Source organism: Priestia megaterium (assembly GCF_041941685.1).
GTDB lineage: Bacteria > Bacillota > Bacilli > Bacillales > Bacillaceae_H > Priestia > Priestia megaterium_C.
In genome coordinates, this window is record NZ_CP130967.1 from 20,623 (window position 1) to 42,718 (window position 22,096).

Annotated in this window: 20 protein-coding genes and 2 pseudogenes; 11 read left to right on the forward strand and 11 right to left on the reverse strand. The window is 34.7% G+C overall.

Annotated elements, in window-relative coordinates; all coding sequences use genetic code 11:
- Positions 1 to 154 precede the first annotated feature (154 nt).
- The 3 genes and pseudogenes from Q5794_RS31260 to Q5794_RS31270 form a co-directional block, all read right to left on the reverse strand.
- Complete coding sequence (locus Q5794_RS31260; RefSeq protein ID WP_374989669.1) at positions 155 to 613, reverse strand: SMI1/KNR4 family protein; 459 nt, start codon at positions 611 to 613, stop codon at positions 155 to 157.
- 267 nt (positions 614 to 880) lie between these two features.
- On the reverse strand, positions 881 to 1,213 hold the full coding sequence (locus Q5794_RS31265; protein WP_215055154.1) for a YolD-like family protein: 333 nt from the start codon (positions 1,211 to 1,213) through the stop codon (positions 881 to 883).
- Between the two features lie 193 nt (positions 1,214 to 1,406).
- A pseudogene (locus Q5794_RS31270) lies at positions 1,407 to 2,647 on the reverse strand (reverse transcriptase domain-containing protein); the annotation flags it as partial.
- A 69-nt stretch (positions 2,648 to 2,716) separates the two neighbouring features.
- Here Q5794_RS31270 and Q5794_RS31275 point away from each other — a divergent pair.
- Complete coding sequence (locus Q5794_RS31275; RefSeq protein ID WP_374989670.1) at positions 2,717 to 4,261, forward strand: IS1182 family transposase; 1,545 nt, start codon at positions 2,717 to 2,719, stop codon at positions 4,259 to 4,261.
- A gap of 121 nt (positions 4,262 to 4,382) precedes the next feature.
- Here Q5794_RS31275 and Q5794_RS31280 read toward each other — a convergent pair.
- The 5 genes and pseudogenes from Q5794_RS31280 to Q5794_RS31300 all read right to left on the reverse strand — a co-directional run.
- A pseudogene (locus tag Q5794_RS31280) lies at positions 4,383 to 5,087 on the reverse strand (reverse transcriptase domain-containing protein); the annotation flags it as partial.
- 1,122 nt (positions 5,088 to 6,209) lie between these two features.
- Positions 6,210 to 6,383: a hypothetical protein gene (locus Q5794_RS31285; RefSeq protein ID WP_192998306.1), complete on the reverse strand. Its 174-nt coding sequence runs from the start codon at positions 6,381 to 6,383 to the stop codon at positions 6,210 to 6,212.
- 927 nt (positions 6,384 to 7,310) lie between these two features.
- The gene (locus Q5794_RS31290) at positions 7,311 to 7,718 is read right to left on the reverse strand and encodes a universal stress protein (RefSeq protein ID WP_215055150.1); all 408 of its coding nucleotides are present in this window, start codon (positions 7,716 to 7,718) and stop codon (positions 7,311 to 7,313) included.
- A 14-nt stretch (positions 7,719 to 7,732) separates the two neighbouring features.
- Positions 7,733 to 9,199, reverse strand: coding sequence for a SulP family inorganic anion transporter (locus Q5794_RS31295; RefSeq protein ID WP_374989671.1), 1,467 nt, complete (start codon positions 9,197 to 9,199; stop codon positions 7,733 to 7,735).
- Positions 9,200 to 9,433: 234 nt separating this feature from the next.
- A complete protein-coding gene (locus Q5794_RS31300; protein WP_215055147.1) occupies positions 9,434 to 9,643 on the reverse strand; it encodes a helix-turn-helix transcriptional regulator in 210 nt (69 codons plus the stop codon).
- A gap of 229 nt (positions 9,644 to 9,872) precedes the next feature.
- On the opposite strand from Q5794_RS31300, the gene Q5794_RS31305 reads away from it, so the two are divergent.
- From Q5794_RS31305 to Q5794_RS31320, 4 genes are all read left to right on the forward strand, one after another.
- Positions 9,873 to 10,415, forward strand: a complete 543-nt coding sequence (locus tag Q5794_RS31305; RefSeq protein ID WP_374989649.1) for a recombinase family protein — start codon at positions 9,873 to 9,875, stop codon at positions 10,413 to 10,415.
- A 451-nt stretch (positions 10,416 to 10,866) separates the two neighbouring features.
- Positions 10,867 to 12,011 (forward strand): IS3 family transposase gene (locus tag Q5794_RS31310; RefSeq protein ID WP_374989650.1). Its coding sequence is split into 2 segments (ribosomal slippage): positions 10,867 to 11,137 and positions 11,137 to 12,011, totalling 1,146 coding nucleotides; the frame shifts between segments, so codons are not numbered across the junction.
- 463 nt (positions 12,012 to 12,474) lie between these two features.
- The gene (locus Q5794_RS31315) at positions 12,475 to 13,290 is read left to right on the forward strand and encodes an STAS domain-containing protein (RefSeq protein ID WP_374989651.1); all 816 of its coding nucleotides are present in this window, start codon (positions 12,475 to 12,477) and stop codon (positions 13,288 to 13,290) included.
- Positions 13,291 to 13,942: 652 nt separating this feature from the next.
- Positions 13,943 to 14,296, forward strand: a complete 354-nt coding sequence (locus tag Q5794_RS31320) for an STAS domain-containing protein (protein ID WP_374989652.1) — start codon at positions 13,943 to 13,945, stop codon at positions 14,294 to 14,296.
- A gap of 120 nt (positions 14,297 to 14,416) precedes the next feature.
- Here the strand turns inward: Q5794_RS31320 and Q5794_RS31325 are convergent, their stop codons facing one another.
- Positions 14,417 to 15,469: a fatty acid desaturase gene (locus tag Q5794_RS31325; RefSeq protein ID WP_374989653.1), complete on the reverse strand. Its 1,053-nt coding sequence runs from the start codon at positions 15,467 to 15,469 to the stop codon at positions 14,417 to 14,419.
- A gap of 924 nt (positions 15,470 to 16,393) precedes the next feature.
- Here Q5794_RS31325 and Q5794_RS31330 point away from each other — a divergent pair.
- The 5 genes from Q5794_RS31330 (at position 16,394) to Q5794_RS31350 (ending at position 20,289) form a co-directional block, all read left to right on the forward strand.
- Positions 16,394 to 16,597 (forward strand): cold-shock protein, encoded by a 204-nt coding sequence (locus Q5794_RS31330; protein WP_374989654.1) that lies wholly within the window; start codon positions 16,394 to 16,396, stop codon positions 16,595 to 16,597.
- Positions 16,598 to 17,165: 568 nt separating this feature from the next.
- A complete protein-coding gene (locus Q5794_RS31335) occupies positions 17,166 to 18,566 on the forward strand; it encodes a DEAD/DEAH box helicase (RefSeq protein WP_374989655.1) in 1,401 nt (466 codons plus the stop codon).
- A gap of 350 nt (positions 18,567 to 18,916) precedes the next feature.
- Entirely contained in the window at positions 18,917 to 19,087 is a 171-nt protein-coding gene (locus tag Q5794_RS31340; RefSeq protein WP_214989313.1) for a hypothetical protein, read from the forward strand.
- A 26-nt stretch (positions 19,088 to 19,113) separates the two neighbouring features.
- Positions 19,114 to 19,302, forward strand: coding sequence for a hypothetical protein (locus Q5794_RS31345; RefSeq protein WP_136790431.1), 189 nt, complete (start codon positions 19,114 to 19,116; stop codon positions 19,300 to 19,302).
- Positions 19,303 to 19,764: 462 nt separating this feature from the next.
- A complete protein-coding gene (locus Q5794_RS31350) occupies positions 19,765 to 20,289 on the forward strand; it encodes a hypothetical protein (protein ID WP_374989656.1) in 525 nt (174 codons plus the stop codon).
- A gap of 147 nt (positions 20,290 to 20,436) precedes the next feature.
- Here Q5794_RS31350 and Q5794_RS31355 read toward each other — a convergent pair whose 3' ends face one another.
- A complete protein-coding gene (locus tag Q5794_RS31355) occupies positions 20,437 to 20,619 on the reverse strand; it encodes a hypothetical protein (RefSeq protein ID WP_116078911.1) in 183 nt (60 codons plus the stop codon).
- A 322-nt stretch (positions 20,620 to 20,941) separates the two neighbouring features.
- A complete protein-coding gene (locus Q5794_RS31360; RefSeq protein ID WP_374989657.1) occupies positions 20,942 to 21,211 on the reverse strand; it encodes a hypothetical protein in 270 nt (89 codons plus the stop codon).
- Between the two features lie 184 nt (positions 21,212 to 21,395).
- Here Q5794_RS31360 and Q5794_RS31365 point away from each other — a divergent pair, with 184 nt between their 5' ends.
- A complete protein-coding gene (locus tag Q5794_RS31365; RefSeq protein ID WP_374989658.1) occupies positions 21,396 to 21,872 on the forward strand; it encodes a hypothetical protein in 477 nt (158 codons plus the stop codon).
- Positions 21,873 to 22,096 lie beyond the last annotated feature (224 nt).

The window sequence follows — 22,096 nt, forward strand, 5'->3', positions numbered from 1 at the left end:
CTTGGCTTTTATATGTTGAGGATTGGTCTAGTGGCTTATATTTTTCATGAAATGGACGAGAGATCTAAAGATGTCTCAAGGACTAAAGTTGAACGTAATAATAAAAAAGGAACTGACAATTGAATGTCAGTTCCTTTTTATTGTATAAATATAGTCATTCTCCACCTTCATAAATAAATAAGCCATTTACGAAGGTCTCGAAATCAGGGGATAATTCAAAAATAAGTGTGTCTGATCCCCATTCTAGATCCATATAAATTATAGGAGGGTTATCTTTCGTATTCCGATAGTCGAATGCAACCCACCAATGTCCCTCTCCACATAGTAGAACAATATCTTTTGGTAATTCCCATTCTTCTATATAATAGTCACTAGATAAAATGCCTTCTTTTCCTATTCCATAAATTTCAGGGACATTTACATGATCGTCTGCGCAATTTGTTGGAACGGAGGTAGGGTAGTCACAATATTTTAAAGAGCCTCCATTTTGCATTTTACATAACTCAATATAGGATTTTGGCAACTTCACACCCAACTTCTTTTCTGCATCGTTGACCATTTCTTCTGTTAATTTCTTTGATTGACTGTATCCATCATCCCAAATATCTCTCATTTCCCCAACCCTTTCAATCAATACCAACTAAATGCTTTTCTTCATGCCACATTCTCTACATTCACGTAAGAAAACGCCACCTTTTACGGAACTTTTGAAGTAAGCTGAGTTGCAGTTGTCGCATCTGCCACTGACCTTATCCGGAAATTCAGCATAGTCATACACGTTGTTAAGATCGATTTCTTGCTGCTGTCTCTCTTCCATGTTGATCACTCTTTTCTTGTTGACTCTTATTAGACTACCACAAAAATTGAAGGTGAAATTATTTTATGTAAAATGAACATCAATTAGTTCACTTAACCTCATTTTGTTCTTTAGCTCAAATACTTCATCGATAAAAACAAACAAATTCCCCAGGGAATCAACAAATTGTATGAATCCTGTTTCGGTTATACGTTGCCCGTTCTTATAATATGTAAGGTATACTTGTTTATTTGTATGTAAGGCTTCAATCAAGGTGAAATTCATCTTTTCCATTTGGTCTTCTGTTAAAAAAGGTTGAGGTACTTCTGCTTGCTTGTTTATGATTTCTTGTAATCCTATGTATTGCTCTGGCATAGTGGCGAATGGTCTCCATTTTTTCATTCCTCTGTTTTGCATATCATCTTCCTCCTATTATCGATAGGTAAGTCTTTGAAGTTATCTCTAACTTTTCCCCCGATCCGCACGGTACGTGCCACTTTCACGGCATGCCGCGGTCCACCTATACTGTAGTTTTCCTTCCATCTAATAATGATAAATTCTAAGCAAATAACGCTAGTTGTTCATAATTTAATTCCACTTCAACTTGTGATTAAATACAGATTTCCTCGTTTTTGACTAGCTTTCGTAATTTGTTAAGTCTGTCTAACTGTTCCTCATTGAGTTTTAGTTCATTGAGTAGTTGGTTTATGGTTTCTTTTTTTGTTGTATGTATTAGTCTATGGACACTTGGTTTGATGATGGTAAGGTTTTTGTAGCTGTCATCCTTTGTTTCACTCCATAATTGCTTATGGTGACAATGCATTTCCCAGGGCAAGAGTTACTCGCCTGTTACACTACATTTACCTTTTTGAGCTACGTAAAGAGAAATTCGATTGTCATTGTATTCAACAGTTGTTCGTTCATTTATGACTGGATTTTCTCGTAACCATTTTAGTTCTATTTCAGTTATGTCTGCCAAGTTTTTATGTATCAAGGCTCGACCTTCTGAGGTGTACTTGTTAATGGCTTGCTTTTTCATCACCGGATTTTTGTGTGAAACATAAGAGATTGGTAGGATAGGACACTTCATGAGATATCTCATCATTTTAGACTTTAGATATGGTTTGATACCTTTGTCTTCTCCTGCATATTTTCCTATATTTGTGTATCCATTAGTGTTGCTTTTTCCTCTTCTTACTCGCTTAGGGAAACGGTTATACATCATACAGTCGAGTTCTAGAGCCATTTTGTTGAAGTCTAGACTGACATGCGTTGCTATTCGATAATAGTTATGCTTGCCAATGACAATGCTGTTATATAAAGTGATTCCTTTGATTGCTTTAATAGAGTTCGGGCTTTTTTGTATTTTTTCACTTGTTTTGCTAAATCTTGCTTCGCCTTTTTCAGTGCTTTTTGAGATACGTGTGTTTCTGCGATATATCGTGTTTTTCCGTTTTTTCGTTTTCCTTTCTTTACAGCTTTGAGAGAGAAGCCTAGGAATTCACTCTCTTGCTTTTTCAGATTGGTAACCTTAGATTTATCGGTTGAAATATACAATTTCAATCGTTCTTCTAGCCACATTTGGCATGCTTTGAATATTTTTTCTGCATTGCTTCGTGTGTTTGTGAAGATTTTGAAATCATCTGCGTACCTTACGATATACATAGGTTTCATATTAGAGTGTTTCGATAGGACTGCTGTTACGGTGTCGTTACTCCAAATTCCATCTCTATATCTCGATTTCACCCTTCGGGCTTTGAATGTTTCCCACTGTTTGCTGATCCACCAGTCAAATTCATTAAGGTTGATGTTTGCAAGTAGTGGGCTAAGGATTCCACCTTGGAGACCTCCGAAAAAACAATCCAAAATTGTAAATTTATACTTTAGAATAGAGTTATATTAGCTTTTTGGAGGATTATCATGCTTAGAAAAGAGAATTCAAAGCAAATTTCTGCACAAGATGAGTATTACTATGAAAAAACAGTGCCTCATGATCATTTATTAAGACAAATCAATAAAGCAGTAGATTTTTCTTTCATTCGTATTTTGCTTTCTGATCGCTATTCCAAGCACCGAGGTCGTCCAGCAGAAGAGCCTGAGTTCATGTTTAAAATTTGTTTATCAGAGTATCTTTATAACCTTTCAGACGTTCAGGTTATTGAGCACATCCGAGTTAATTTAGCTTATCGTTGGTTCTTAGGATTAAATATTGATGATGATTTACCCGATGACACAACTATCAGTTACTTTCGTGTCAATCGAGTGGGGCTTGATAAATTCCAGCAAATCTTTCAACAAATCATCAATCAATGTATTGAGTATGGGCTTATGAAAGCTAAGCCCACACGGGCTATCATTGACTCAACACACATTATTGCAGATGTTGCCATTCCAACATGGCTAACCTTAGTACGACAAGCTTTAAAGAGAGTAATAGATGACTTAAATTTAGTGGATCAGGTGAAAGCCGCTTATTTTCAGCAGCGATATGAAGTACTTTGGGAAGATCTAAAAGGTAAAACTCGTGATGAGAAGCTACCTTATGTATTAGAGCTTGCCACCCAAATAGTTAAAGTCGCTGGGTCATTACTAAGCAAAAATGAATATTCTAATTCATCCGTAATAATGTTACAAAAAGTGATACTAGATCGTGAAGAAACAGCTAGGGATCGAATCATCAGCGTTATAGATCCTGAGGCAAGAACTGGTCATAAATCAGATATGCGTAAAATACAAGGCTATAAAGATCATATTATGATAGATGAGGAAAGTGAATTTATTACAGCTGTAAAGGTTACCCCTGCCAATGCAGAAGATGGTGATCAACTGATGAGTTTAATTACACAATTTAAAGAAGCTCATGATGTTTTTCCAAAGGAAATTACAGCAGATAAAGCTTATTGGTTTGGAAAAAATCTACGATTTTTATATAAGAATAATATAATTGGTCATATTAGCTGGATGAAGACGAGACAATCTATATCTGGTCTCTTTAGTCCGGAAGACTTTCGATTTTCTCCTGAGAAAATGGAAGTAACCTGCCCTAACGGCATAACAACTAATAGATTTAGAGACCGCACAAAAGAACGTCAAAAAGGGTATGAATTCCGTTTTGTAAAATCCCAATGCCATGGATGCCCATTACGATCAAGGTGTACGACTAGTAAAACTATTCGTAACGTATTTATTAGCGACTACTATTTTGATTACAAAAGAGGTCGTGAACACTATCAGACCGTGGAATATAAAATGGCTAGTAAAAATCGCTGGTTAATTGAACGTCGCCATGCAGATAAAGTAAGAAACCATGGTTTAAGACGTAGTAGATACCGTGGACTAGAAAGAACATCCATTCACGCATTAATAAGCTCAATTTCATCAAATATTAAAAGAATGAGTAGACTGATTTTTGAAAAAGACACTCACCTTCATAGGGATAAGTCTGCCCTTTTGGATAATTTCTAAAGTAAAAAGCATTCAAAAGTACCCTCTAAGCCCCTTAAATCAAGAAAATTCCTTAAATAACATCCATTTTATGTAAAAATATTTGAATTTTAATGAAATACCCTTACTTTTTCGGAGGTCTCCCTTGTGGAGTTCCTTTTGTTGGAAACATTGTTGTGCCGTCAGGCATTTGCACTGGGGCTTTCAATATTTTTCGAATAATGACGAGTAATTGTTTATCCTGTATACCCAGTGTCCATATTTGGCGCATGAGCTTGGTATGATTTACTTCGTCGAAAAATCCTTTAATATCTACATCTACCACATAAGTGAGGTTTTGTTGGTTTATCTTTTTAGTGCTATCTGCTATGGCATGTTTTGCACTTCGGTTCGGACGGAATCCGTAACTTCTATTACAAAATTGTGCTTCGCAAATAGGTTCTAAAACTTGAAGAATACATTGTTGGATAATCCTATCCCACATACTTGGTATTCCCAAAGGTCTTGTTTTTCCGTTGGGTTTAGGTATTTCTTTCCGTCTCACCTTTTGTGGTTGGTAGTTTTGAAAACGCCTTTTCACTTCATTCAAGAAATAGCTCTGTTCCATTCTCTCAATATCTTTGATGTTTACGTTGTCACAGGCGGATGTTTTACTCCCTTTATTTCCTTTTATGTTACGAAAAGCGAGGAGTATATTTTCATCTGATGTGATAGTAGGCATCAGTTTGTTGAAAGAATTTCTTCTGGTTGCTTTCTGGTATAAGTCGTCTAGGACAGGTTGAGTACCGTAGTATTCATTGTGTCTAAGTTTCTTATCTTTTCGCGTGGGCTTAGATTTGTCATTCATGGTCTATCACCTACTCTTATGTTGATTTTTGGTGACCTTTTGAGTCTTACCAGAATCCATGCAAGATTAGATGAGAGTTCAGTTCCTCCAATATAGGCTTGTGGCTGTTCCTCCAGTTCCATTACAGAACCTTCTTGGGTCGTGCCACTACTCTCACTACTATTAAGAATACTTCCCTCGGTTGCCCGTTTCATATTCAACTATATCCGCCGATAGAGATTGCTCTCAACGTTAGTAGCTTTCGACGTTCCGTTCAGACTATCATTATTTTAAAGGTCATATGACTTCCGATTTAGGTGCTTGCTATACCACGTGCCTAGCTCCGTTGCCTATAATAACGTTAGGATTGTCACAGCTTAAATTATTCCAATCCGTTAGACAAATCTTATTTTCAGATTCCGAATCATTTCTGACCCGTCACAATATGGAGGCGGACATTCGCAAGTTCGTCAGTGTTTACACATTCTCACCATGTCGGTTGACAGCATACAATACTTTATCAGTTCCATTTGGTTTATTATTCCGAATGGCTTTCGGTTGCCCTGTAGGGCACTTCGGATAGTGATTGCATTTTTTACCCTGCTTCCAACATCACGCTACGCCTAGCGTATGCTGTCGGGAATCTCACTGGGAGAGTTTCAGGTCGTTACCCCTTCATTCCTCTCACTTGTCTGAACAGTTATCCTGTTCTTCTAGCCTTGACTTATTTCTTTAAAGAACAGTCATCGTTTGTCGCTTAAAACGTTGTAATACCAACGTTTAACTTAGACGATAACGTCTCGCGCTTAAGCTTTATGACCACCCATAAGACCATTTCGGTAACGAGCTGTTGAATAGGTAAGGTGACTAGATGCACGTAATACACTATTGTGAATGACCTTCTATATGATGGCATGATATAGATAGAAGGTCTTCTATCAAATGTACAAAGATGGTGTACTAAATATCACCATACACACATTTTGGGTTTATTTTTGTTGGAGAGAGAGTAACTTTAGAGTTGCTTTCTTTTTCAATAAATGGTATAATATAAAAAATAAAAAAAGATTCTACATGGTTTTAGTTTTGTAAGATAAAACTTATCGGAGAACCACCTTACTTCTGTAGGGTGGCTTTTTCGTGCTATTTTTCTGGATGGTAGCCGAGGTTTGCATTTACTTTTCCACTTAGACCATCATTATTAGCAGGAATCTTTTTACTATTTGATTTCGGTACATCTACTGGTTGGATATTTCCACCATTAGTATCATAACTATTGCTATGGTTGTTATTATGTGTTGAACCGTATTCTGGCATAAAAACACCTCCTAGACGTATTATTTGAAAATTTGAAGATAAAATAAGAGGTAGTATGAGGAAATTACTAATACAACTACTCATGAAAAGACTTTTAATTTTGCGTATGAGTTCGCTAGCAACACGATTTAAGGAAAAAAAGCTATTTTTTTGCTTTATAGAAAATTAAGAATGTATAGCTTATACAATTTATTATATATAAAAGGACATCACTATAGAATGATGCTCTTTTTTATTCAGTAGACATTATTAAATACCTACTTTTATAATGGCCGTACTTAAATAGGTAACGAGCTTGTGTCAGAAAAATTTATATTTTATTGTAGATAAATTTTTCTTTAGAGTGCTACTGAAGTGAAGAAATAAAGGAAACATTTATTTTTTTAATTTTTTAGTGGAACAAAACAGTTCGTATAAGTATATGTGATTAGGTGGACGTTCGTAATGTTGTTTAAAATGTAAACGAACGTTAAAATTGATAGTTTCATTTTTAAAACCTCACGTCCGTAAACGTATACTTTTATGAACGATACATTTTGTATTATTGTTAAAGTTATACAAATAATACCACTTTAAATTTGGGTTTAAATACTATATCCATAATCGCATAAAAAAACCTATTCCCTGGTGCTGTGATGTGGGAATAGGCTCAATGAGTTAAGATGACATTTCGAAAAATCTCCAATTAACATGCCTTTTTTATTTTACAACAGATCAAAATAGAAAGCGATTACATTTTTGTTTTAAACACAAGAAATTCGCAACCTAGAAAGGGTGGCGGACTCGTTGGAGCTTGGTTTCAAGAACCAAGCTCCAACGAGTATATTATTTTTCCTTTATCGATTTCCTCATCCCTATTTACATAATAAAAAGAAAAGCCGACTTCCCTTATAGTAAGAAAAACCGGCTCTTCTACACACTTATAGTTTATTTAATAATCATGACAGGACAATGTACTCTTTTAGCTACTTTATGGCTGACACTGCCTAATACCATTTCTTGAAGAGAATTTAAACCACGGCTTCCTATTACAACAAGATCAAATCCGTTCTTATTGGCATACGATACAATGGTTGGTCCCGGTTCGCCACGTTCTATTTTAAGCTCATACGTTACCTGTTCCTTTTCAAAGCAACTCTTTATTTCTTCTAGAGCCTGCTGTCTTTTTTGTTTCAATTCTCCATGTAGAACTTCTGTTTTAACTTTTGAAAGGTCAATCACAGAAATAATTTCCACTTTCGCTTCTGGTATTAATAAAGCCACCTTTATAGCATGCTTAGCAGCTCTTTTAGAGTGTTCTGATCCATCTACAGCTAATAAGATTTTTTTATACATACATTGTCCCCCTATCAATGATTTGATGGTTTTGCATTTGGTTTGTTATAAGTGGCTAGTTTTTGAACCAGCTCATCACTTACATCATTTAAACCTGTTAACTTTACGTCAGCAGACGTTTGTTCTTTTAACTTCAATACGACTTTATCGATGGCTGCTACAGCTGAATCATCCCAAATATGAGCCTCTGAGAAATCGATGAGAATAAGATCTTGCTTTCCTTTAAATGCAAAAGAATTCACGAAATCTTGTACTGATGCAAAGAATAACTGACCCTTTACATTGTAGACTGTTCGATGTTCTGACTCTTTTGATGAAACCTCTAATTTTGAAATTTTAGCTGCAAAGAAAATGGCACTTAAAATAACACCAGCAATTACCCCTTTTGATAAATCGTGTGTGGCTACAACAGTAATAACCGTAACAAGCATAACCACTGTATCTGTTAAAGGTACTTTTGTTAAGGTGCGAAGTGAAGACCAATCGAATGTACCGATGGATACCATAATCATGACACCTGCTAATGCTGCCATCGGAATTTTCACAACCCAGTTTCCAAGCACTAAGATGAGAAACATTAAAAATACACCAGCTACAAACGTTGATAAACGCCCTCGTCCCCCTGATTTTACGTTAATAACAGTTTGGCCAATCATTGCACAACCAGCCATTCCACCAAAGAAACCAACAACGATATTAGCAATCCCTTGTCCTCTGCTTTCCTTATTCTTATTACTTGGTGTATCTGTCATATCATCTACAATTGATGCCGTTAGCAGCGATTCTGTTAACCCTACGATTGATAAGCCTAATGCTGTAGGAAAGATAATTGAGAATGTTTCCATATTTAAAGGAATATTAGGAATTGAGAACATTGGTAAAGCCCTTGTAATTTCTCCTAGATCACCAACTGTACGTAAGTTAAACCCTCCTACAATTGCCGCAATAGTCATGACAATAATAGCTACTAATGCGGAAGGAACAGCCTTGGTAATACGCGGTAGACCATAAATAATGACCAATGTTAAGGCTACAAACACGTAAGTTATCATAGAAATTCCTACGAAGTGTGGAACTTGTGCCATAAAAATTAAAATAGCTAATGCGTTCACGAACCCTACCATTACAGAGCGTGGGATAAATTTCATGAAACGGGCAATCTTAAAGATACCAAAGATCAATTGAATAATACCTGTTAAAATGGTGGTAGCAAATAAATACTGAATTCCGTGATCTTTGACCAACGTAACCATTAATAAGGCCATCGCTCCTGTTGCAGCTGAAATCATGGCAGGACGTCCACCAACAAATGCCATTACTACTGCGATACAAAATGATGCATACAATCCAACCATGGGATCTACACCTGCAATAATGGAGAAGGCAATGGCTTCTGGAATGAGTGCAAGAGCTACTACAATACCTGAAAGGATATCCCCTTTCACATTACCAAACCATTCTCTTTTTAATTTATCTAACATGATAACCAAAAACACCTTTCTATTTATACTAGTGAACCTATGATATACGTTCACTTAAAATTCTCTCTATAATTGAACGTGTAAAGTAACTAAGACATGGGTTCTCTTGAACCGAAAAAGCACGTTTATGGTACTTTCTATACATAAAAAAATCAGTGATAACTTTTACCTAGGTTATTTCTAGTATTTTCTTTCAGCCTAAAAAAATCCCGTATTTCTTTTTAAACCAAACTATTATTGATAAAATAAAGAAGTCATTACATTTATTTTTTGTTCGTTCAATTGAAATGCTTCTTTAATTTTATTCTCCAAGTCCTGTGTGACTCTTCTCTTTCCAACTTCCACTAATGCAATTAATGAAAAACTACAGTTAACCATTTTAGCGAAGTTACGTTGGTTTAAATTGTAGCTTTTTCTAATTAATTTAATCGTTTCTTTATCCATGCCATCACCTCTTTTTTTTATTAATGGCTTCCAACTCTCATAGAAGCCGAGACGTTGTTAACAACTAAAACTCTAGCAGACATAAAATAAAATGTCTATCATTTTTTGTTCCAAAAACGAACTTTTTTGGAACTGACTCTGTATCCATACCTAAAAGAAATGTTATGATTGGGGTTAATTTGTTACAATAGTAAAATGTAAATAAACAATCCATGCAGGAGATGGTTTAGTGATTATTGGTTATATCCGTCCATATAGTGAAGATGAAAACTTGGACAAACAATTGCAGGCTTTGCAAGCCTATAATTGTGAAAAAATTTATCAAGAAAAAACAAATTCCCTGAAAAAGAGAGTAGAATTTGATGAGATGGTAGCGTCTCTTCAAGAGGGAGATACAGTAGTTGTCTATAAATTTTATTGTATTGCAGACTCTACTCGACACCTTATTGAATTAATTGAATATCTTTCAGAAAATCATATTCATTTTGTATCTATTTTGGATGACGTTGATACTTCAACATTAGAAGGAAAAACATTTTTCAATACCATTAAACGTATTGGTCAATTTCAACATGATGTCATCAGTGAACGTACGAAATCTGGTCTTGAAGAGGCAAAATTGAAAGGGAAAAGTGGCGGTCGTCCTAAGAAACCTGACTATAATGTCCATCGTGCACTTGAAATGTACTGGAGTAAGAAATATACAATTGCTCAAATTACAGAAGCTACAGGTATAAGTAAGACTACTCTATATCGTTACTTAGATAATTAAAGCATAAAACCCCATGGAAATTCATGGGGTTTTTCATATGTAAATCTCATGTTCTCTTTATGTTAGCCATTTTTCTTTTTAAAATTTAATTTTTCCTATTTTGTGAGTGGATAATAATTAGCAAAATAAAAAGCTGCCTCGTCTGTAAAGACAAGGCAGCCTTTTAAGGTAACTCTATAACTGGAGATAAATCATAACATATTTTTCCACAAGTACTATATTTTAATGGACTAGCATATGTATAAAAGGCAAGCTTTTTATACATTTTTTCTCGTTCGTCTCCTGTTAAAACGTTGGTATGTCAAGGATGTATAAAAAGCTGCATAAAAGAGAAACAAGGACTCCATCAGAACCCTTGGGACTGACCCCCTATAGTGAGACAAATAAAAAACACCTTTAAGTTAAAAAACGGGTATATACTACCTAACAATCACTTGGAGGTGTTTTTTCTATGGGGACAAGAGTTAGTTATCCAGCAGAGGTAAAGATAAAAGCTATTGAGATGAGATTAGCTGGTGTACCTGTCAAAGAAGTGCTTTCCCAATTAAATATTCGCAGTTACACCCAATTAAAAAGGTGGATGAGATGGTATAAAAATGGAGAAATGCATCGATTTGAACAGCCTGTAGGCAAGCAATATTCATATGGAAAGGGACCTGGCTTTAAAGACGAAATATCCAAATTGAAAGCAGAAAACCGGTATTTAACACAACAGATTGAGGTCTTAAAAAAGTACAAGGAATTGGAGAGGAAGTGGTCCCAGAAATCGTAGTGAACGTAGTGGAAGAGTTAAAAGATAAGATACCAGTCTATCAAATCTGTCAGTACCTTGATATCCCTCGATCGACTTATTATCGCTGGAGGCAACAGGAACAATCAGAACGGACAAAGAAAAAGAAATGGATGGAACAACAGATTGGTAAGCAGTGTCGTAAACACAAGTTCCGATATGGCTATCGAAAAATTACAGCATTACTCAATCGAACGATGAAGATTAACCATAAATTTGTACAACGTGTCATGCAGAAATACGGTTGGCAATGTCGCGTAAAACGAAAAAAACGAAAGCAAACAGGGCAACCTTATCAGGTTGCAGAGAATGTATTAAATCGTGAGTTTCAAGCTGATCGTCCTCTTCAGAAATTAGTAACTGATATAACCTACTTGCCTTTTGGACCTAAACAGTTGTATCTTTCAAGTATTCAAGATTTATTTAATGGGGAAATCATTGCGTATTCGATTGGTGATTATCAAAACGTAGAATTTGTCTTAGATACGTTAAGCCAACTTCCTTCTTTACCTAAAGGATGTACGTTGCATAGTGACCAAGGCTCTGTGTACACATCGCATCTCTATCAACAAAAAATCAAAGAAAGAGGCATTACTATGAGTATGTCCCGTAAAGGGACACCCGCAGATAATGCCTCCATTGAATCGTTTCATTCCTCGCTAAAGTCTGAAACGTTCTACCTCGACGAGTTAACATATACGACGACCACCATCGTCGAACAAATCGTCGAAAACTATATTACCTATTACAACAATGCCCGTATTCAAACGAAACTAAACAACCAGTCACCAGTACAATACCGGTAAATGGTTGTTTAAAAGGTGCTTTGATTCCTGTCTCACAAACAGGGTGCAGTCCCCTTCTCCCAATAGGGGTTCTCTTTTTTATGTTTTCCGGAAAGAGACCTTATGTCAACTAGATTTGAATAGCATATACAGCGTAAAAAAGAAAAAGAAAGAAACAGTCCTTCTTAGGTCTGTTTCTTTTAAAATTTCCAATCCAGCTTAATACTGTACCCATATGAGTAGAGGGAAAACATGCATAGCAAATAAAAAAGCAAGCTTAGTACTGATTTAAGGGTTTACTTTTTTATATGAGTTATTTTCTAGAAGAAAATAATTTGATAAAATGAGCTGTGTAGGGAGTCGTATCTATTTAAGTAGATTAATTTTTATTTTATTCTTGATTTAATAATAATTTTCCTAATAACTCTTAAATAAAATATGGTCTCTTTTATTACATATAAAGAGAGGAATGTAGTACGAATAAATGACGGAAACATTGTTGTTTTTCTCTAGTTACTTAGAAGAAAAAAAGGAATCCTTAATTAACGAGTTATTAGAAAAAGTTGATGATGATTTAGATTTAAATTTGAATCGGACTGATCGTTTAGAACATAAGGACTTATTAAAGAATCTTTTAAGCCAAGTTTCTAATGCTTTATTAAAGTCCCGCGAACAAAAAGAAAATATGGAATTAGAATATGATAAAAATTCCTATTTTTGGAAACGAGGGTCATCACTAAAAGAAATGGTTGAAACTTTAAGTACATTTCGTTTATATCTTATGAAAAAACTAAAGGCTGAAGGAGTCAAGAAAAATATCACAGAAAAAGATATCTTGTTGATATATGAACAAGTAGTTTTCATTTTTGATGAAGCTTTACGTCATACAACTAAAGAATTTAATGATAAGACTAAAGAGATGATAGAAACAGTAGAGAATGAAATTCTTGAGTTAGGAGCGCCTATCGTACCTATTAAGAATGCTGTAGCTGTTTTACCTCTGGTAGGCTCTTTCCATGAAAAGCGTATTAATCATATTTTAAATAACGTGATTCCAAAGGTTGTAGGTTTAGAGGTTGAAATTTTAGTAATTGATTTATCTGGTGTTCATGTCTTTGATACGTTCGTTGCACATGGTTTCTTCGAAATGCGTAAGATTTTAAGTCTCCTTGGGATTAAAACGATTATGACAGGTGTAAGGCCTGACTTAGCGCAAACGGCTGTACAGTTAGGTTTAGATACTCAAGGTATTCAAACTTTTAATAGTGTAAAAGATGTACTTGAAACGCTAGATAAATAACTTTTGTTTTAATTGCATATATAGCTAAGGGACTCTTATTAAAGAGTTCTTTTTTTATTTAATTCCTAGAATTGTGATTATGGTGCGACAAGAAGTCGCTTTCTTACAGTGTAGCTAACGCTACTCATCTAGACGCAAAGATGATCTCCGTCCGAAACGGCATGCTTGGTAACAAGTCTGTCGGTTGCATGAGGAAATGCGGAAACAGAGGACAAGTGCATGGTCCAGAACACTGCTAGGAGAAGATAGGTATGGTAAACGAAAGTGAAGGTTTGTAAGCTTCGTCAAGGTTAGCTCAAGATAATGCATAAGTTTTGCTTGGGTATTGGCAAGAGGAAAAGCAGATTCATAATGCTGCTGTGACGCGTCCCGTATCTTGCCCGGAGTAAAGAACCCACCTAACCTCGCCGTATCTATAAGATGCGGAACTTGGTAAGCCCCTTGTCATCTGTGTAAACAGTAGGATTACTGTAAAGTCAAACGATGTGACAGAGGGTAAAGGATACGAGAGAAAGCAAATGCCGTTGTATCGAAAGGGAACAGGAAAGCAGGAAACTGTATAACTGGACGGATACTATGGTCCTTACGGACAAACCCATGATAGGCCCGAAAGGGAGCTAACTTCTCGTTGGTCTCTCCTAGGTACATAAGGTTGTGGCTATCTTTTGACGAAAGAAACGTACTGTTATGTATACCTCCAATCGGAGCATCGGCGTACGTTCTACTTATCGCTATTTTACCTTTAATTGGTGAACTTGATACAGAACGAGCACAATTTTTAATAGGTTCAACATTACGATGTAGCCAAACGTTACAATTAACACACCTTATTATCGATTTATCAGGCTTACATAATGTAGATGCAACTGTCGCTCAAGAGCTTTTCTATTTAGCTGAGACATTAATACTGTTGGGTGTAAAACCTCTCTTAACAGGAATTCATCTAAATATAGCACGAACTGCAATTTCTTTAAATTTGAATCTCAAAAACTATCCAGTTTTTTAAACTTACAAAGTGCGTTAAAGAGCTTAAATTATAAAAAGGATGAGTGATTTTTTCACTCATCCTTTTTAAGCATCTATTAAATATTCCTCTCTATCTATAATTAACTGATTTAAAATGAAGTCAATTTTTATCGAGGTTTGGTCTTTTGTTATTCAAATTCTTACGCGATTTTTTATTGTCTACTAGATGCTTAATTTCTTTAAAGCTTACAAAACGTTTATTTTGTTGATCTAAAAGTCGAAAACGAAGGGACTTTAAGCTTGTGCTTAGTGTGATTGTTGTTGCTTTCTGTAATGGTGGTGTAGACTCATGCGCCTTTTCTAAATTATAGTTGGGAACTCTTGGAGCCAAATGATGTACATGATGGAAACCAATATTACCTGTTACCCATTGTAAAATTTTAGGTAACTTGTAATAGGAGCTACCATCAACTGCCGCCTTCACGTAATCCCACTCTTCTTCTCTTTCAAAGTAGGAATCCTCAAATTGATGCTGTACGTAAAATAACCAAATTCCAAGTGATCCTGCTACAAAAAGGATGGGAGCTTGAACGAGCAGAAAAGCTTGCCAACCAATGACCCAACATAAAAGTGCATACACTGCAACAATTGAGAAATTGGTTAAATATGTGTTCAAACGTTCCTTTCGTTTCGCGTCTTTTCGGTTCAATCGGTTAGAAACGAAGAAAAGATAGATGGGACCTAGTCCAAACATCACAATTGGATTGCGGTAAACTCGGTAAGCTAACCGGCCCCAGTAGGAAGCTGTAACATACTCATCAACCGTCATGACCCACACATCACCAGTTCCTCGTTTATCTAAGTTACTGCTCGTGGCATGATGAATCGAGTGGCTTCGTTTCCACTGTTCATACGGAAACATGGTGATAACCCCACTGATTGTCCCAAGGATATTATTCGCTTTTCGGCTTTTGAAAAATGATTGATGACAACAATCATGGAAAATAATAAAGATTCGGACGACGAACCCAGCTGTAACAATAGCTATTGGCAGTGTTAGCCAATAAGAAATAGACAAACTTTGATAAGCTAGAAACCAAAGTAGTAAAAACGGAAGGAATGTATTTATTAATTGCTTTATACTCGATTTCGTATTGGATTTTTCAAAAGGTGCTACATTTTTTCTTAATTCAGTCGTTTTTTGTTTGCTCATGTGTTCCTCCTTGCCTCTTTATCGTGTTTAATATTCAGCTCTTCTTTATATTAATAGTACATTATAGTAGCTGGTAATGAAAGATATAACCGTCAAGTAACTAGTATGACAACTGTCATACATGTGTGTATGTATTTTCTTCATAAAAGGAAAAGGGTGTGAAGAAAAATTCATTTTCATTAAAGTAGTAGCTTTATTTTAGTTACAGCTATTTAAACGTGCTCATAAATGTGTACCTTTCCAACAGACTTTGAGCCACTACTTTTTAAATATAAGGCGAACAAAAAACTACTTCTACTATGATGACTAGGATAAGGGAGTTTTTTCAGAGCTATAAATGTTCACCTGTCGTTCATTTTGCTATAAAAACGGTTTAACAATTTCATCATGTTACGCCCCGAAGTTCTTGACATTTTATGATTATCTTCATCATCACGCGTACTCAGGTACCAGCTTCCCTTGTCATCTTCATTTAATTTATATACCTTACCGTTTCTACTATCTATATAAAAGTCTCCATCCTTCAGTCTCAAACGATCCCCCCTCTACCACATATATACCCGGTATTATACCCACGATATCCATTTTATAAAAAATTTCATTTACACAAAAACAGCTAGGTCTCCTCATAAGCTTACTATGCTACATATGTACAAAAATGGTGAAAGCCAAATGAATTTATTTACTACTAGTAGATTTTAAATTAGCCCTTTTACAATACAATTCTTTACATTTTAAAGATTCATCTACTTTCCTGGATTTGCTATATTCGGTTTTATGTGTTACGATTAAGTTAATTATTTTTGTTCGGTGTAGGATTAAGAGAAGAGAAATCTCTTCCATAGAAATTTTCATCTTAAGATAGTATGGTTGGACAAGGGTAGTAATACAAGTGTGGAATATTCCACACCAGGAGGCAATATTATGGAACAAGGTACAGTAAAATGGTTTAATGCAGACAAAGGGTTCGGTTTTATCGAATTTGAAGGCGGAGACGATGTATTTGTACATTTCAGCTCTATTCAAAGTGAAGGCTTTAAATCGTTAGACGAAGGTCAAAAAGTAACGTTTGATATCGAACAAGGTCAACGTGGAGCACAAGCTGCTAACGTTCATAAAGTAGCATAATCAAAATGAGTAAAAAAGACTCCACCTAGGAGTCTTTTTTTACTTTTGATTCCACTAGCTAGAAAAACCAGACTTAAAAGTCTGGTTTTTTGGACAAAACGAACGGTACAAGGTGTAGACTAGTTAAAACATACACTGGAAATATAAAGCAAATAAGGTATACCAATTTGTTAAGACGTTTAATTGTAGTTAAAAAAATCAGAAGTTTTTGGTAATTTACACAAAAATGTAGGATATGAATTATTTTTGATGCAGATTAGAAGACTCATCTAAAAACCGTTCTTGAGCTCTCATTTTATGGCCACACAAAGGACCCTTTTGATGATTTTAATAAGAGAAATTTTTTCTCATCCAATCTTTATAGATCGGTCCTATAAGAAGTTATAAATACACGTAGGCGTGGTGGATAAAATAAGGCATGAATTCGCCTTGTACGGATACGTTAAAACAAGATGTTCGTTGATCGTAACATTGATTTATTAATACGCAGGAATGAAAAAGCGACATCTCTTTTTAAAGAGTGCTTTGCTCGTTTCTGAATTTAAGTAAGAGAAGGAGCACAAAATAATTGAAAAATTTTTCTGATTTTCATTTAAGTAAGGACATTGAAAAGGCCATTCATAACTTGGGTTTTGAAGAGGCTACGCCGATTCAGGCTGAAGCGATTCCAATAGCTATGACAGGTAAAGATCTAATTGGACAAGCTCAAACCGGTACTGGAAAGACAACAGCTTTTGGCATACCCCTTATAGAGGGAGTTGAGCTTGGTGAAGAAGCAATCCAGGGATTAGTTTTAGCACCGACACGTGAACTGGCGATTCAAGTAGCTGAAGAGTTAAATCGAATTGGTCAGGTAAAAGGAGTTAAAACGCTACCCATTTATGGAGGGCAGGATATTAATCGTCAAATCAAAGCCCTTAATAACAGACCACATATTATCTCGGCAACTCCTGGACGTCTTATGGACCATATGAAAAGAAGAACCATTCGTTTAAGTCATATTCGTACGGCTGTTCTGGATGAAGCAGATGAGATGTTAAACATGGGCTTTATTGAAGATATCCAAACAATTCTTGGGGGGATTTCTTCTCCCCATCAAACCTTACTATTTTCAGCAACCATGTCGAAGCAAGTACAAAGTTTAGCCCAGAAATTCATGAACACTCCTGAACTCGTGAAAGTAAAAGCGAAGGAGTTAACCGTAAAGAATATTGAACAACAGTATGTAGAAATTCCGGAAAATCGAAAGTTTGATGTTCTTTGTAATCTTGTAGATCTTCAATCACCAGACCTGACGATTGTGTTTGGTCGCACAAAAAAACGTGTGGATGAACTTGCCGAAGGGTTGAAAAAACGTGGGTATGCAGCAGAAGGTATTCATGGAGATCTTACGCAATCCAAACGTGCCGATGTGATTCGTCAATTTAAGGAGCATACGATTGAGATTATGGTCGCAACCGATGTTGCAGCAAGAGGCCTTGATATTACAGGTGTTAGTCATGTCTATAATTTTGATATTCCTCAAGATCCTGAAAGCTATGTTCATCGTATTGGTCGAACAGGACGGGCAGGTAATAAGGGATTGGCGGTTACATTTATAACTCCGAGAGAACGTCATCACTTAAAAGTGATTGAAGATGTTACGAAAACAAAGATGTCTAGACAATCGCCTCCCACTTCTAGTGAAGTAATGGCAGGAAATCAGGAAGCAATCATACACCGCGTTTTGAACACCATCGACAAGAGAGAGCTAGGGGAATATAAACCTGTGGCAGAAAAGTTATTAGAAGAAGTGGATTCTGTTACCTTATTGTCAGCTACTTTAAAGCTCTTAACAAAAGAATCCAATATGGCTCCTGTCCAATTAACTGAAGTGGCACCACTTCGTAATAAAAAGGCAAAAACGGAGCGTAAGGGAAGTAGAGGCAGAAAAGAAACAGTATGGCGTGAAAAATCCTATAGAAAATAATCTCTTACTAGTTTATGACTATGTACTTTATTAGTAGGTGTTGAGGTTTATCACACCGTAAGGTGTCAAACTACAACTATCCCTTCGTGAACCAACTATCGAAGAAAGGTTGCTTACTTTTTTAACACATCTACCAGAAAACCTATACGAATTGATGTAAGCCTTTCTAAGCTCCATTATAAGAATCACACGGCAACTTTAATTGGTAAGCCTTATGGTTGTGGAGAACTAAAAAAATATCAGGCAAAAGAACTGGGTGAAAATAAAAAATCTTAGGAGATTTACATCATGTCTTAAGATAAATGAAAGTAAAATTTTTATTATTTTTGATACGAGAGAGGATGAGGACCATGAGCGTAAAACCATTTACTAATGGAGAAATAGTAAACATAAGAGTATCGAATGAATTAGTGACAATCTTAAAAAGTCATTATGTAAAAAACATGAAAAGATACTCTTATACGGTCAATAAATATCCAAGTACTTTTTTCTTTGAAGAAGAATTAATGAAACAAGAATAATAAGTAGATAAAGAGGTGCTACACCTATGCTTAAATTTAAAGTTATTTTTGAATTTATAAATGGCAGGACAAAGGAATTAAAATTTCAAGCCATATCAAAGAAAGAAGTCATTAGTCATATAACAAAAGATGAAAGATTCATTTCGAATGAAAAAGAGCTAGTGCATATCAATTTAAATAATGTGGTACAGTTTATGGTTACAGAAGAAAAATAAGAATAATAAAGATAGGCATCTATTAATTGAGGTGCTTTTTATTTTGATAGAAATACTGATTTAAGAAATAAGCAATACTATAAGGTTTAGAGCTCTTTGATTCCATGACGTGTCATCAGTGGCAAGAACTTACGAAAAACAGGTGATTTTTTTAATGGGTGGTAGCTCTAAACCTGCTATTATTAAGACGGAGAACGAAGACGTTTTAAAACAATAAATTTCAAGCCATGAAGGTTGGTTTGAATTTAAAGAAATAGTAACCAGTAAAAGACCTATAAAAGTGTCTAGGAGATTAGAAACATTGACTTATCTCTCAATTAGAGAATATCGAAAACCAACAGTAGAAAGATTTAATTAAATTTTCCTTTAAGGATATTGATTCAGCAGTGTCCTTTTTTATTTTGAGAAAACAGGGAATCTTTTAAGACTCGTCGTATTAATATAGATAAAGAGGTGGTTGAATTGAAACTAGAACAATTAATTATCAATAATATTGAATTTAACGTTGAAAATTTCGAAGAAAAAACAATTACACATTCCACTACAGGGGAGCAGCTAAAAAAGATTGGTTTTGCATTTTCGGTTATAGGAAAAAAAGAGTATAACTTATATAACTTATTTTTTGAGAGCCCAGATTTTGAACTTACTATTGTTGATACAAATGAAAAACTTAAAATGAAAAATATTTCACACAGTACTTTCTATCAAGCAGCAGAGATATCAGATGACACAAAAGTCGTATTTAGAATTAAGTTACAACAAGAACCAGCCAAAGAAAAAGAACTTACAGAAGATCAGAAGTTGATGGTTAACGCCGTAAATGAGGTTGTGTTATCTAGGATAAGATTTAAAGTGTTAGTAGAAGTACTAGAAGAAAAAGGATTAATCAAAGGTGATGAATTATTTGGTGAGATTGAGAAAGTAGCTAAAAAAGACTTTGACACGTTAAAGAGAGAATTACTTTATGAAAAAGAGCTACTAAAATGAAGAAAAAAGCTGCCAGTCCAGACGGGCAGCCCTTCCTTCAATTATTAGTTTTTGTCTAACAATTGGGGTGCAGTTCAAGCATAGGTAGTTTTTTCTGTTTTTAACCTGTATATGGTATACATCTTTAGTTAAAATAAATGTTTTTAATTATTTAACTTTTTGAATATCGTATCCAAAAAATCCACCTTTTACTTTTACTGTATGAACTCCTGACCATGTTGTACTTACTTTGAAATAGTGCCAATCTCCATTTTCATTCATGAATTCTTTAACGTCATATCCTTTTTTAATTAAATGATCTTGAATATCGTCTTTTTTGCTAATATACACCTTAACTCTCCTCCTTTTCCCCAATTGATTGGTAAACTTACTATTATTACCTTCTGTGCTTAAAAAGAAGAATCCTGTTAGTTTTAAATTTCTCTTTTTAGCTTTTATTTTACCTACTGTTTAATCAGGTAATGAAAATTAAAATTTCATCTAAATATCCACTTTGATTAACTAATAATTAAATTATTTTCTTAAAAATAGAGTTATCATTTACCTACATTGTAGAAAAAACGCCCATTTTTTGTCGTCAGTTAGAGTAAATAGTAAAACCTTAAATATGTTATTAACACTTTATCATTTACACATCGATAACAATGTAAAACTAGAAGCTGATATGAAAATCAGATAGCGTATAATCGGTATGTTTCTTTCTATTGACGATAGTAAGTATAGACTTTAATCGCTGATTTTCTTTCACTTCTGTTCCTAATAAGTAATCACAAAAAGCAATATGATGGAGAGTTGTAAAGATTAATCTTTCCTCTTGTGGTTCGTCTATTGTTTCATTGATTATTTTATAAAATTCTTCTCTTCTACTAATGATGGCTTTTTCCTCAATTACAACGCATTTATCGAATTTTGAAATACTCAATTCTATTTCCACTCACTTTCTTAAACATATTTAATAAATGATAGTATGTACATTTTTTAAAAAAATTAAAGGAATGTTTAATTATAATAAAGGCTTTAATAATCTATGATGAAATAAAATTAAAAGGTGAACATTTACAATAAAATAGTAATGTTTGATAATAAAGGGAGAGGGGGAAGTTAATGTGGATCAAAGTTACCGTGAGTTATATCAAGATAGAATAAATAAATTGTCTGAAAATAATTGGAAGATTGAATTTGATACGGAAAAATTGTGTGTAAAGGTTGTCAATCAAAAGGGGGAAGAAATAGACTTTCAGACCTTAGAACTTCTTTTTACGTTGCTTCAAGAAGATGTAACAAGAAAGAATGAAAAAGTTTATAAAGCTACTAGAAAGGCTCCTTATGATGAATTCTCTCGAAAACGATTAGGTATAACAAACTATGTTTTGTTGGAGGAAGAAGAACGAGGAAATAGCCGAACAGTTAAGGAAGCTTATGAATCAGACGGTATATTTACACTGAGTGATTTTACAGTAGATATGAAAGAAAACCTTATTCATCCAGAATCTCATAATGGTATTTATTTAAATTGGCGGGAAGCTGAGAAGATACTAGAACCACTAAAGGAATTTGTGAAATTCAACAAAAAAAATTTCTGAGGACTATAAAAAGTAAAGAAAAGCAAAAGGGTATATTATCCTTTTGCTTTTTTTTTTTACTTGTCTTGGATATTCTGTAAAGTATGACTTTTAGCAAAATAGAACAACTGTCAACAGCGATTTGAATTTGGTTCTCCCGTAATTTTGGTGAAAGCTCCTGCATGATATTATAGTAGTAAACAGTCATGTGGGAGGGATTTAGATGAATTTACAGTCACTGTATA